The organism is Caballeronia sp. M23-90 (genome assembly GCF_053574605.1).
In genome coordinates this window covers 1-12,204 of the sequence record NZ_JBSIPA010000174.1, presented here as the reverse complement: position 1 = coordinate 12,204, position 12,204 = coordinate 1, and the positions used below count along the sequence as shown (strand labels likewise).

Here is a 12,204-nt window from a genome sequence, read left to right as displayed (position 1 = left end):
AAAAGGAAAAGACATGAAAACTCCGTCGCAACAAGAGATTGCCCTAGGTCTGGAAGCTGAATGGATCGAGATGCTGAATCGATCTGTTATGAAAAAGTCAGTGCAGAACATCGAGCAGCTGCGAGAGTTCGAGCATCGCGGCGGCGCGGTCGGCAACCGGCAGCGCCAGCGCGATGAAACGGCTCTTGCGAATGTCGATCTCGGCGGTGACGGCGGCAGCAAGCGTGTAAGTGGGCAAATAAAGCTCTGGCTGAAAAATGTGATTGCGGGTAAAGCGGCCGATTTCGTATTTATCGAGAAGGGAGCAGGGGCTTGTCCTCGCCAAGCGAACGTTGCATGAGGACGGTATCGACCCATTGGCCATGCTTGTAGCCGGCCTTGCGCAACACGCCGACATGTTCAAAGCCGAGCCGCGTGTGCAGCGCGATCGAACCCGCGTTGCCGCTGTTGCCGATCACGGCCACCATCTGCCGCCACGGGCCTGCCTCGCATCGTTCGATCAGCGCAGTCAGGAGCGCGAGGCCGAGTCCCTGGCCACCGTGACCATCGGCGATATACACCGAATCTTCGATCGTATGCCGGTAAGCCGAGCGCGGCCGATACGCCGTCGCGTAGGTATAACCGACCACTTCGCCCTGCAGTTGCGCAACCAGGTAAGGCAAGCCCGCATTCGTGATGGATGCGTGCCGCGTGCGCATGTCGTTCGCGTCTGGCGGTGTTTCCTCGAAGGTGGCGAGCGCGTGCAACACGTAATGCGCATAGATGCGCGTGATCGCGTCGAAGTCATCGGCGGTTGCGTCGCGGATTGTAAAAGCGCTTGCGTCGTCCAGTGCCATTGATTGCCTCCTTGAGATGAGCGTGAGGGAGCGGTAAGCGATGAAACACATGCCCGATTTTCTCACGACTCCCGGCCTTATCCGCCATTTACCAGACACCTGCACACCGGCGCGGCAAAAGTATGGAAGCCGGCGTGCGCCAGCCCACCAAAGAGCGCATTTCGTCATAGAAGAAGCATTGAAGCAAAGCATGCGTGACCGCTACACTGGGTCGTTTGCAAGTTCATCGCAAGGTATCCGGTCGCGCGCGAAGGCCCGCGTGACGCGCACGTGAATTGCCGCACGGCATGAACACGCCGCAAGCTTGCACATTCAGCGCAAATGTTTCATCCCATCGCCTCGGCAAGACGCCTTGGGCGCCAACTCCGTCTGACATAAAAGAACCGAAAGGTACATGAGGCACGTGAGAGACATGACGGACATGAAGAATCGCGCACGATGAACACTTTCAATTTCGCCGGCACCACGCGTCTGCGCACTCGTCCCTGGAACTGGCTCTTCGCGGGACTGGCGGGCGGCCTGGCTGTTTCTGCATGGCTCGGCCTCCTGATGGTCCGGCGTCTCTCGCCGCTCGGGCAGCTCAGCGACGCCGTGCGCCGGCATCAGTTCATTGTGGCGTATCAGCCGATAGTCGATCTCGATACACGGCAATGCATCGGCGCCGAAGCGCTCGTGCGATGGAAGCAGAACAACCGCATCGTGCGTCCCGACCACTTCATTCCGCTCGCCGAGAATCGCGGGCTGATCCAGGCGATCACCGACCAGGTGTTCGACACCATCCTGTTCGAACTCGGCGAATTCCTGCAGCGTTACAGCGAGATGTATGTGTCGATCAACCTGAGCGCGCCCGATCTCGTCACGCGGCGCTTTCTCGATCGTCTGACGCCCGCGCTGGCTCACGCGGGGATTTCGCCGCGACAGGTCCGGATCGAAGCGACCGAGCGCTGTTTCCTCGACGCCGAAGCCGCCAAGGAAGTCATCCAGGCGTTTCGCGATGCCGGACATCCGGTGTATATCGATGATTTCGGCACGGGGTATTCCAGCCTGTCGCACTTGCAGAATTTCCAGGTCGACGCGCTGAAGATCGACAAGTCTTTCGTCGATACCGTCGGCCAGGACGCAGCGTCCAGCAGCGTGGCGTCGCATATCGTGGACATGGCGCAAACGCTTGGCGTGCAGGTCGTGGCCGAGGGGATCGAGCGCGAAGAACAGGCGTGTTATCTGCATGCGCGCGGCGCGCAGTTCGGGCAGGGCTGGCTTTTTTCCGAACCGCTTTGCGCGCCGGATTTTATTCGTTATGCGGGACGGACACTGGTGACGGTGTAGGCTTTGGGCATCGAACTCCCATTTCGGAACCCCGCCCATGACCGCCAGATTGACCGACTCCGTAGCGACCGCTTTCCTGAAAGATGTACGCCATCCGCTACTGGCCCTGCACCGTAGTCTCCTCAACGAACTGCGCGCCCGGCACGAAGCCGAATTCGGCGCAGTCACACCGGCCGAGTTCCTGCAGATCGTGATCAACGGCAGCGCTTTCAAATGGCTCGGGCCTTTATCGACACTGATCGCGGCGCTCGATGACGTGATCGACGACACCGACGCCACGCCCGACGCACGCATCGACATGGCGCACGCCGTGACATCGATGTTCGGCGCAAAGAACCGCAACGCCGCCTTCGACGTCCAGTACTTGCCGATGCTTCAAAGCAGCCCGGACATTGCGCTCGCCAACGGCCGCGTGGCCCAGCAAGTGCGCGCGGTACTTCCCGCCGAGCCTGAAAAAGACTGACGAATGGTTGATGCATTCCGGCCGCGCGACAGGCGAGGGCGTTTGCCCCAATGCCAGTGCGCCGGCCGGTTTCGGTAGAATCCGCAGCCATGATCGAATCGATCGGACCCTTCAGACTCATCCTCCGGGGAGAATGCGTTGGACACATCCGCACAAACCGCAGCATCGGCCGCCGCGAAAAACGCCGCGGTCAAACTCGTCGCCCGCGACATCCACAAGCGTTTCGGCGATAACGAAGTGCTCAAGGGTGTCTCCCTCGCCGCCAACGCCGGCGACGTGATCAGCATCATCGGGTCGAGCGGCTCGGGCAAAAGTACCTTCCTGCGATGCATCAATTTCCTTGAGCGGCCGAACGCGGGCGACATCATCGTCGACGGCGAACCGGTGCGAACCAAAACAGATAGCCGCGGCAACCTCGAAGTCGCCGACCACAAGCAGCTTCAGCGCGTGCGCACGAAACTCGCGATGGTGTTCCAGCATTTCAATTTGTGGGCGCACATGACGTCGATTGAAAACGTCATGGAAGCGCCCATGCACGTGCTGGGTTTATCGAAGAAAGAGGCCAGCGAACGCGCGCGCGAGTGTCTCGAGAAAGTCGGGCTCGCGCCGAAGGTCGAGAAGCAATATCCGTCGCATTTGTCGGGCGGCCAGCAGCAGCGCGTCGCGATTGCGCGCGCGCTCGCCATGCATCCGGACGTGATGCTCTTCGACGAACCCACGTCCGCGCTCGATCCGGAACTCGTCGGCGAAGTGCTGAAGGTGATGCAGAAGCTGGCGGAAGAAGGCCGCACGATGATCGTCGTCACGCACGAGATGGGCTTCGCGCGCAACGTGTCGAATCATGTGATGTTTCTGCACCAGGGACGCACGGAAGAAGAGGGCGCGCCCGCCGAAGTCCTGAGCCGGCCGAACAGCGAACGGCTGCGCCAATTCCTGTCCGGCAGCCTCAAGTAACGTGCCGGCAGTAGTCGGGCCGCAGCCGTTGCGGGTGGTCATCGCGCTGGTCGCTCCATGTTCGATGAGCGGTGTGGGACCGGTCATCGATACATTGCGGCTCGCAAATGAAATTGATGGCAATGCGCTGTATGCGTGGCAAACCGTTTCTCCCGATGGCCGCGATGTCATGCTTGGCGGCGGCGCAACATTGAAGGCGCAGGCCGCATTCGGCGCTGACATTGAATGCGACTGGCTGATCGTGCTGAGCGAAGGGTTGCACCCGCTTGGCGGACAACGCGCGTTTCTTCAGTCGCTCACTCGCGTCGCGTCCAGCACCCCGCTTGTCAGCGGCATTCATCATGGCGCGTGGTGGCTGGCATCGGCGGGATTGCTCGATGGTTACCGCGTCGCCGTGAACTGGGACATGGCGCAACAGTTTACGGAACAGTTCGAAAGCTGCATTGTCTCGCAGCAGATTTTCGAAACCGATCGCGACCGCGCCACATGTTGCGGCGGCCAGGCCACGGCCGATTTCATGCTTGCGATGATCGCGCGTCACCATAACCGCGAACTCGTGGAGCGCATCGCCGACGCGCTCGGTGTGACCGCGTTGCGTTCCGGCGATGAACGCCAGCGCATTCCATACGTGACCGCTCCGGGCGAGCCCCATCCGCGTTTGAACGATGCATTGCAACTGATGGAAGCGAACATTGAAGAGCCACTCGCCAGCGATGAAATCGCCGCGCTCGTCGGCATCTCGCGGCGGCAGTTGGAGCGCCTGTTCAAACAGTATCTCGGTGCAATGCCGGCGAAGTATTACCTCAACCTCCGCCTGATCAAGGCGCGGACCCAGTTGCAACGAAGCAGCCAGTCGGTCGTGCAGATCAGCCTGGCTTGCGGGTTTGCATCGGCGGCGCATTTCTCCAATGCGTATCGCGAAAGATTCGGCGTCACGCCCCGCGAGGAGCGGCGCAACTGGATCGAGCGTAACGCCGGTTGATGGCGCGCTGAAATGTCCGTGGAACCGTGTCGCGTTCACGCAAGACGCGAACTGCGCCGCGGGCTACGATCGGTCTGATCAGCAAATCCCGCCCAAGGAGCGATTCATGACCGATCTGAATGTGACACGCGGTACCTTCGATGAAGTAATGGTGCCTTTGTTCTCGCCCGCGAATTTCGTGCCGGACCGCGGACTCGGTTCGCGTGTCTGGGACACGGAAGGCCGCGACTACATTGATTTTGCGGGCGGTATCGCGGTGACGGCGCTGGGTCACGCGCACCCGGAATTGCTCAAGGTCCTCCACGACCAGGGCCAGAAACTCTGGCATATCGGCAACGGATATACCAACGAACCTGTTCTTCGCCTCGCCACCCGCCTCACGGATCTCACCTTCGCCGATCGCGCCTTCTTCGCGAACTCCGGCGCCGAAGCGAACGAAGCCGCGCTCAAACTCGCGCGCCGTTACGCGATCGACAACAGTGGTCCGCAGAAAGTCGAAATCATCTCGTTCACCCAATCGTTCCACGGCCGCACACTGTTCACGGTCAGCGTCGGCGGTCAGCCGAAGTACGCCGAAGGTTTCGGCCCGACGCCGCAAGGCATCACCCATCTGCCCTATAACGATCTTGCGGCGGCGCGTGCCGCGATCGGTCCGCAAACCTGCGCGGTGATCGTCGAACCGGTCCAGGGCGAAGGCGGCGTGTTGCCTGCCAACCCCGCGTTCCTCCAGGGTCTTCGCGACGCCTGCGATCAACACGGCGCACTGCTGATTTTTGATGAGGTACAAACGGGCGTGGGCCGCACCGGCACGTTCTACGCGTACATGGGCTATGGCGTGACGCCGGACATCCTGACGACCGCGAAGGCGCTCGGCAATGGCTTTCCAATCGGCGCAATGCTCACTACGACCAAGATCGCCGCGCATTTCAAGGTCGGCGTGCATGGCACCACGTATGGCGGCAATCCGCTGGGCGCGGCCATCGCGGATAAAGTGGTCGAGCTGATCAGCAATCCATCCTTGCTCGAAGGCGTGCAGCAACGCAGCGATGCCATCAAGGCGCATTTGAAGCGTATCGATGAACGTTTTTCAGTGTTCAAGGAAATCCGTGGCAAGGGTCTGCTGATCGGCGCCGAACTTGCCGATGCCTATAAGGATCGCGCAAAGGACGTGCTGACCGCAGCCGCGAAACGCGGCGTGATCATGCTGATCGCCGGACCGAACGTGCTGCGTTTCGCGCCGTCGCTGATCATGCCGATCGCCGATCTCGACGAAGGGTTCGCGCGTATCGAACAAGCTATCGCCGACGTGGCGCAGTGAACGTGCGCCTGTCTTCGGCCTCTTTCAACCCAACGGAATCGCCGATGCTGATCGTCCGCCCTGCAACACTCGCCGACCTCGACGCGCTCGAACGTATGGCGCATGCCGCGCATCCCGTGCTGCATTCGCTGCCGCGCGACCGGCGCGTTCTCGAGACACGTGTCGCGCTCTCCGAAGATTCGTTTCGCGCCGATGTCGAGTTTCCCGGTGAAGAGTTTTATCTGTTCGTGCTCGAGGATACGGCGACGGGTGCGTTGCTCGGCACGTCGAGCATCGTGGCATCGGCGGGATATTCCGAACCGTTCTACGCGTTTCGCAATGACGCGCTGATCCATGCGTCGCGTGAACTCAAGGTGAACCGCAAGATCCACGCGCTCACCATGTCGCATGAGCTCACGGGCAAGAGCCGCCTGACGGGCTTCTATATAGATCCGTCGATACGCGAGAGCACGCACGATGCCGCCGCGCATCTGCTTTCGCGAGCACGCATGATTTACGTTGCCGCGAACCGCAAGCGTTTCTCCGACGACGTCTTCTCGCTGATGCTCGGCGTGACTGATGACGCGGGTGTATCGCCGTTCTGGGAGGCGGTAGGGCGCAAATTCTTCGGCCGCGACTTCGAGCAGGTCGAGCTTGAATCCGGCGGCCGGAGCCGGACCTTCATAGCGGAAGTGATGCCCAGTTATCCGCTTTATGTTCCGCTGTTGCCGCCCGAAGCGCAACGCGTGCTGGGCGAGCCGGACGACGGCGCATTGCTCGCGTATGACATCCATCTTGAAGAAGGTTTCGAGCCGGATCGTTTTGTCGATATCTTCGATGCCGGTCCGGTGCTGACCGTCGCGGTCGAGCGCAGTGCGTCGGTGCTCGCAAATGAAGTGCGCACGGTGAGCGATTCTTCGGACGACGCTGGCGTTTCAGGCACGCCCTATCTGGTCGCGGCCGGCGGCGCGCACGCATTTCGCTGCACGCTGGTCAACCTGCCGTCGTCGCGTGCGGGCGGTGCGCCGTTGTCGGCAGAGATTCGCGAAGCGCTCAGCGTGAAAGCATCCGGCACGGTGCGCTGCGTGCCGCTTCATCAAGCTTCGGGAGAGTTGCAATGATCGTTGTCCGCTGCGTGCAGCCTGGAGATGTCGACGCGCTGGTGGCGCTCGCGCACGAAACCGGACCCGGACTCACCACCTTCAAGCCGGATCGCGATGCGCTGACGGCACGCGTTGAACGTGCAAGACGCACGCTCGCCAATGAAGCAGCGCCGTACGAAGCCGGCTATCTGTTTGCAATGGAAGACACGGCGACCGGCGATATTGCCGGCGTGTGCGGCATCGAAACGGAAGTGGGACTGGAGCAGCCGTTCTATAACTACCGGGTGTCGACGGTCGTTCATGCAAGCCGCGATCTTGGCGTGTGGACCAAGATGTCGCTGCTCAACATCTCGCACGACCTGACCGGGTATGCCGAAGTCTGTTCGCTGTTCCTGAGCCCGCGATACAGAACCGCAGGCGTAGGTGGTTTGCTGTCGCGTTCGCGCTTCATGTTTATCGCGCAATTTCGCGAGCGTTTTCCGGAGCGTCTGTGCGCTGAACTGCGCGGTCATTTCGATGAAAACGGCGTCTCGCCATTCTGGCAGGCAGTCGGCTCGCATTTCTACCAGATCGATTTCAACGCAGCGGACTATCTGAGTTCGCACGGCAAGAAGTCGTTCCTGGCCGAGCTGATGCCGCGCTATCCGGTCTATCTCGCGATGCTGCCGGATGACGCGCAAGCGGCAGTCGGCCTCACACATCGCGACACCATGCCCGCGCGCAAGATGCTCGAAACGGAAGGGCTGCGCTATGAAAATCACGTCGATATCTTCGATGCCGGTCCCGTCCTCGAATGCCACACGGCGGACTTGCGCACGGTGCGCGAAAGCGTGCTGGTGAAGGTGCGCGTTGGCGAGCGTCATGAGAACGGCGAGGCCCGAAGCCTGGTATCGAATACATCGCTCGATGACTTCCGATGCGGTGCGACCTTCGGCATTCCGGAAGATGGATCGTTCTTGCTGACCGAAGACGAAGCCGCGGCGTTGCGCGTGAAAGCAGGCGATACGGTGCGTGTCTTGGCCTCGCAACCGCGCCAGAAGAACGCAAGTTGACCGCAAGTTAAGGACAGGAACATGACTACGATTTCGACTCAATTGTTTATCGATGGCGCGTGGAGCAATGGCGGCGGTACGCCGTTTGCATCGCGCAATCCAGGTAACGGCGAAGTGGTGTGGGAAGGGGCGAGCGCATCGACGCAAGACGTTGACCGCGCCGTGCTCTCAGCGCGACGTGCGTTTGCTTCGTGGTCCGCCTTGCCGCTCGACGAACGCATTGCAATCACGCGACGCTTCGCTGTGCTGCTGAACGAGAACAAGGAAACGCTCGCCAATACCATTGGGCATGAAACGGGCAAGCCATTGTGGGAAGCACGTACGGAAGTGGCGACTATGGCCGCAAAAGTCGATATCTCGGTCAAGTCGTACCACGAGCGAACCGGCGAAAAGCGGCAGGACATGGCCGATGGTGTCGCGGTTTTGCGGCATCGTCCGCATGGTGTCGTGGCGGTGTTCGGGCCGTATAACTTTCCGGGGCATTTGCCGAACGGGCATATCGTGCCGGCGCTTATCGCAGGGAACACGGTCGTGTTCAAACCGTCTGAATTCGCGCCCGCCGTGGCCGCGCTTACCACTGGTTTGTGGGCGCAGGCTGGCTTGCCTTCAGGCGTGCTGAATCTCGTTCAGGGCGAAAAGGACACGGGCATTGCGCTGGCCAATCATCGGCAGATCGATGGTTTGTTTTTCACCGGTAGTTCGGATACCGGAGCATTGTTGCATCGGCAATTTGGCGGGCGTCCCGAGATCGTGCTTGCGCTGGAAATGGGCGGTAACAATCCGCTGGTCGTGGCTGAAGTCGAAGATATCGACGCCGCCGTGCATCACACGATCCAGTCGGCATATCTTTCGGCCGGACAGCGCTGCACGTGCGCACGCCGTTTATTCGTCCCCGATAACGCGTTCGGTCAACGCTTCACGCAACGCCTGATCGATGTGACATCGAAGATCAAGACCGGCGCCTTCAATGCCGATCCGCAACCGTTCATGGGCGCCGTGATCTCGTCGCGAGCGGCGTCGAAGCTCGTGCAGGCGCAGAAACAGTTGGTCGAAGCGGGCGGCAAGCCGCTCCTCGAAATGAAACAGCAATCGAAGGAGCTGGGTTATGTCACGCCGGCAATCGTCGACGTGACGAACGCGCAGAACGTGCCTGATGAAGAGCACTTCGGACCCATGCTGCAACTCACGCGCTATGCCACTTTCGATCAGGCGATCGAACGCGCGAACGACACAGCCTACGGTTTATCTGCCGGCTTGTTAGCCGATGACGCCGCCACGTGGACGCACTTCCAGCGCACCATTCGTGCGGGCATCGTGAACTGGAACCGGCCGACTAACGGCGCGTCATCAGCGGCGCCGTTCGGCGGTATCGGCCGCTCGGGCAATCAGCGCCCGAGCGCGTTCTACGCGGCGGATTATTGTTCGTACCCGATGGCGTCGGTCGAAAGCACCCAGTTGCTCATGCCCGCGAGCGTCTCGCCCGGCCTTCAGTTCTGAGGATCCACGATGCAAGCATTCGAAGCGAATTTCGACGGGCTGGTCGGCCCGACGCACAACTACGCGGGGTTGTCGTTCGGCAATGTCGCGTCGCGCAACAACGAGAAGTCGGCGGCGAATCCGAAGGCTGCGGCAAAGCAGGGCTTGCGCAAGATGAAGCGGCTTGCGGACCTTGGTTTTCATCAAGGTGTGTTGCCGCCGCTCGAGCGGCCATCGCTCAAGTTGCTGCGCAGCGTGGGTTTCACGGGCACGGATGCCGAAGTCATCGAACGTGCTTCGCGCGAAGCGCCCGAATTGCTCGCGGCGGCGAGTTCGGCGTCCGCGATGTGGACGGCGAACGCCGCGACCGTCAGCCCATCGGCGGATACGAACGACGGCCGCGTCCATTTCACGCCCGCCAATCTCAGCACGAAGCTGCATCGCGCGATCGAGCATGAAGAGACGCGGCGTTCGCTTGCATCGATTTTCGCCGACGAACAACGCTTCAAGATTCATCACGCGCTGCCCGGTACGCCCGCTTTGGGCGACGAAGGCGCGGCAAATCACACGCGCTTTTGCAGCGAATATGGCGAGAAGGGCGTCGAGTTTTTTGTCTATGGCCGCAGCGAATACGGTCAGGGCGCGGCCGAGCCGAAGCGCTTTCCCGCACGTCAAACGCTCGAGGCCAGCCGCGCGGTTGCACGGCTGCATGGCCTCTCCGACGACTCCACGGTCTTCGCGCAACAGCTTCCCGACGTGATCGATGCCGGCGTGTTCCACAACGACGTGATTGCGGTGGGCAACCGCAACACGCTGTTCTGCCATCAACGTGCGTTTCTCGACCAGACGAAAGTCTATGACCAGCTCCGCGTCAAGCTCGATGCACACGGCAGCGCCTTCACCGCAATCGAAGTGCCGGAAGACGAAGTCAGCGTGGCCGATGCCGTATCGTCGTATCTGTTCAATAGTCAGTTGCTCACGCGTCCCGATGGCCGCCAGGTGCTTGTCGTGCCGCAGGAATGTCGCGAGAACGCGCGCGTGGCCAAGTACCTCGATGCGTTGGGCGAGCGGCATACGTCAATCGATGACGTGCTCGTTTTCGATCTGCGCGAAAGCATGAAGAACGGCGGCGGTCCGGCCTGCTTGCGTTTGCGCGTCGTACTGAACGACGCGGAACGCGCCGCGGTGAACCCCGGCGTCTGGATGAACGATTCACTTTTCGCGCAGCTCGATGCATGGATCGACACGCATTATCGTGATCGTGTTGCGCCAGCCGATCTTGCCGATCCCAAACTGCTCGATGAGTCGCGTGCCGCCCTCGATGCGCTCACCGGCATCCTTAAGCTGGGTACACTCTATGATTTCCAGCGCTGAGACCACCATGTTCGCGAACTTTCTCGACTTTGTCATCGATGGAAAAAAGCCTGCGCTGACGGAGGGCACATTGCCCAACAGCGTGAAGTGGACGTGGCTTGGCGATGGCATAGTGCGCTTCGAGCCGGATCATGAAGTCAAGGCAAGCGTGGTGGCATCGGCGGGAATCCACGGCGACGAAACCGCGCCCATCGAGATTCTTTCCATGCTCGTGGCGGACATTGCCAGCGGGAAAGCACCGTTGAAGAGCCGCTTGCTGGTGATCTTCGGCAACATCGACGCGATGCGCGAATCGTGCCGTTACCGCGATGACGATCTGAACCGCCTGTTCAACGGCCGGCATCTGACGCTCGCAACCAGTCATGAATCGCCGCGTGCGGTCGAGCTGGAAGGTGTGACGCGTGCGTTCTTTGCTGAGGCCGATTCCACCCAAGCGAAGTGGCACATCGACATGCATACGGCCATCCGTCCTTCTGTGTTCGAGCAATTCGCTTTGCTGCCGTACACGGGCGCGCCGTTGTCGCGAGCGATGTTCGACTGGTTGCAGGACGCGGGTTTGTCGGCGGTGCTTTTACACAAAGAGAAGTCGAACACGTTCACGCATTTCACGGCGGAACAATCGGGGGCGCTTGCCTGCACGCTCGAACTCGGCAAGGTGCGTCCGTTCGGGCACAACGACCTGACGCGCTTCGCGGCATCCGATGCAGCCTTGCGCCGCCTGATCGCCGCGCAGCCGCCGGTGCCGAAGTCGGGCGATACATTGAAGGTCTTCACCGTAATCGGCCAGATCACCAAGCAAAGCGAGGCGCTCGAACTGCACGTTGCCGGCGACGTCGCGAACTTCACGCCTTTCGAACGCGGCACGTTGCTCGCGGAAGATGGCGATTACCGTTACGAAGTCACGCGCAATGAAGAACGGATCGTGTTCCCGAACCCGACGGTGAAGCCGGGATTGCGAGCGGGATTGATGGTCATCGATACAACTGAAGACACGTTCAAGGCGCTGGGCTGAACGCGCTCAACTCGAAGGCGTGACGGTTACCGTACACGTCGTGTCGGCGGCGAGGATCAAGCCGTCCGGCACTTCATCGATGCGGATGCGCACGGGCACGCGTTGCCCGAGCCGGACCCAGTTGAAGGCCGGGTTCACATCGGCGAGCAGCTCGCGGCTTTCGGCTTTGTCGCCGACACGCACGTGCGGCAACTTCTTTTCCTCGAAGTATTGAACCTGCCCGGGCCGTAGTAGGCGTTTTCGGGCCAGTGCTTGCGGTTGATCGAAAGCGATCCATCCACCTGCGGTACGAGCGCCGACGCCGCGACACCCGCCAGCGACCGCGCCTA

General features: G+C 61.0%; 12 protein-coding genes and 1 pseudogene. 11 read left to right on the top strand and 2 right to left on the bottom strand.

The genetic code is table 11. From position 1 onward, the window contains the following. Window positions 1-340, top strand: a 340-nt coding sequence (locus ACRXB1_RS18020) for a hypothetical protein (RefSeq protein WP_449492744.1), incomplete at its 5' end; no start/stop codon positions are given. On the opposite strand, the gene ACRXB1_RS18015 is transcribed toward ACRXB1_RS18020, so the two are convergent. After that, the gene (locus tag ACRXB1_RS18015; RefSeq protein WP_075359840.1) at window positions 291-836 is read right to left on the bottom strand and encodes a GNAT family N-acetyltransferase; all 546 of its coding nucleotides are present in this window, start codon (window positions 834-836) and stop codon (window positions 291-293) included. The genes ACRXB1_RS18020 and ACRXB1_RS18015 overlap by 50 nt on opposite strands. Window positions 837-1,274: 438 nt before the next feature. Here ACRXB1_RS18015 and ACRXB1_RS18010 point away from each other — a divergent pair, with 438 nt between their 5' ends. From ACRXB1_RS18010 to astE, 10 genes are all read left to right on the top strand, one after another. Then, window positions 1,275-2,162 carry an EAL domain-containing protein gene (locus ACRXB1_RS18010; RefSeq protein WP_082771435.1) on the top strand — a complete coding sequence of 296 codons (888 nt, stop codon included), beginning with the start codon at window positions 1,275-1,277 and terminating at the stop codon, window positions 2,160-2,162. A gap of 37 nt (window positions 2,163-2,199) precedes the next feature. Next, window positions 2,200-2,625, top strand: a complete 426-nt coding sequence (locus ACRXB1_RS18005) for a hypothetical protein (RefSeq protein ID WP_075359839.1) — start codon at window positions 2,200-2,202, stop codon at window positions 2,623-2,625. A 138-nt stretch (window positions 2,626-2,763) separates the two neighbouring features. Then, window positions 2,764-3,579 (top strand): ABC transporter ATP-binding protein, encoded by an 816-nt coding sequence (locus ACRXB1_RS18000; protein ID WP_062170110.1) that lies wholly within the window; start codon window positions 2,764-2,766, stop codon window positions 3,577-3,579. 64 nt (window positions 3,580-3,643) lie between these two features. Continuing rightward, on the top strand, window positions 3,644-4,561 hold the full coding sequence (locus ACRXB1_RS17995; RefSeq protein ID WP_449492745.1) for a GlxA family transcriptional regulator: 918 nt from the start codon (window positions 3,644-3,646) through the stop codon (window positions 4,559-4,561). Window positions 4,562-4,667: 106 nt separating this feature from the next. Beyond that, window positions 4,668-5,879: an aspartate aminotransferase family protein gene (locus ACRXB1_RS17990; RefSeq protein WP_449492743.1), complete on the top strand. Its 1,212-nt coding sequence runs from the start codon at window positions 4,668-4,670 to the stop codon at window positions 5,877-5,879. A gap of 44 nt (window positions 5,880-5,923) precedes the next feature. Continuing rightward, window positions 5,924-6,979 (top strand): arginine/ornithine succinyltransferase subunit alpha, encoded by a 1,056-nt coding sequence (gene aruF, locus ACRXB1_RS17985; protein WP_449492742.1) that lies wholly within the window; start codon window positions 5,924-5,926, stop codon window positions 6,977-6,979. Continuing rightward, entirely contained in the window at window positions 6,976-8,013 is a 1,038-nt protein-coding gene (astA, locus tag ACRXB1_RS17980; protein WP_449492741.1) for an arginine N-succinyltransferase, read from the top strand. The genes aruF and astA overlap by 4 nt, the downstream gene beginning before the upstream one ends. A gap of 21 nt (window positions 8,014-8,034) precedes the next feature. Continuing rightward, window positions 8,035-9,510 carry a succinylglutamate-semialdehyde dehydrogenase gene (astD, locus tag ACRXB1_RS17975; protein ID WP_449492740.1) on the top strand — a complete coding sequence of 492 codons (1,476 nt, stop codon included), beginning with the start codon at window positions 8,035-8,037 and terminating at the stop codon, window positions 9,508-9,510. A 9-nt stretch (window positions 9,511-9,519) separates the two neighbouring features. Continuing rightward, the gene (astB, locus tag ACRXB1_RS17970) at window positions 9,520-10,863 is read left to right on the top strand and encodes an N-succinylarginine dihydrolase (RefSeq protein ID WP_449492739.1); all 1,344 of its coding nucleotides are present in this window, start codon (window positions 9,520-9,522) and stop codon (window positions 10,861-10,863) included. A gap of 7 nt (window positions 10,864-10,870) precedes the next feature. Further along, on the top strand, window positions 10,871-11,875 hold the full coding sequence (astE, locus tag ACRXB1_RS17965; RefSeq protein WP_449492738.1) for a succinylglutamate desuccinylase: 1,005 nt from the start codon (window positions 10,871-10,873) through the stop codon (window positions 11,873-11,875). Window positions 11,876-11,881: 6 nt separating this feature from the next. Here the strand turns inward: astE and ACRXB1_RS17960 are convergent. Then, window positions 11,882-12,204: pseudogene (locus ACRXB1_RS17960) on the bottom strand (hypothetical protein); the annotation flags it as partial.

Bases quoted from the DNA above. Each gene is read 5' to 3' on its own strand.
- ACRXB1_RS17990 (WP_449492743.1), top strand. From the start codon at position 4,668: ATGACCGATCTGAATGTGACACGCGGTACCTTCGATGAAGTAATGGTG.
- astA (WP_449492741.1), top strand. From the start codon at position 6,976: ATGATCGTTGTCCGCTGCGTGCAGCCTGGAGATGTCGACGCGCTGGTG.
- astD (WP_449492740.1), top strand. From the start codon at position 8,035: ATGACTACGATTTCGACTCAATTGTTTATCGATGGCGCGTGGAGCAAT.
- aruF (WP_449492742.1), top strand. From the start codon at position 5,924: ATGCTGATCGTCCGCCCTGCAACACTCGCCGACCTCGACGCGCTCGAA.
- ACRXB1_RS18010 (WP_082771435.1), top strand. From the start codon at position 1,275: ATGAACACTTTCAATTTCGCCGGCACCACGCGTCTGCGCACTCGTCCC.
- ACRXB1_RS17995 (WP_449492745.1), top strand. From the start codon at position 3,644: ATGAGCGGTGTGGGACCGGTCATCGATACATTGCGGCTCGCAAATGAA.
- ACRXB1_RS18005 (WP_075359839.1), top strand. From the start codon at position 2,200: ATGACCGCCAGATTGACCGACTCCGTAGCGACCGCTTTCCTGAAAGAT.
- astB (WP_449492739.1), top strand. From the start codon at position 9,520: ATGCAAGCATTCGAAGCGAATTTCGACGGGCTGGTCGGCCCGACGCAC.
- ACRXB1_RS18015 (WP_075359840.1), bottom strand. From the start codon at position 836: ATGGCACTGGACGACGCAAGCGCTTTTACAATCCGCGACGCAACCGCC.
- astE (WP_449492738.1), top strand. From the start codon at position 10,871: ATGTTCGCGAACTTTCTCGACTTTGTCATCGATGGAAAAAAGCCTGCG.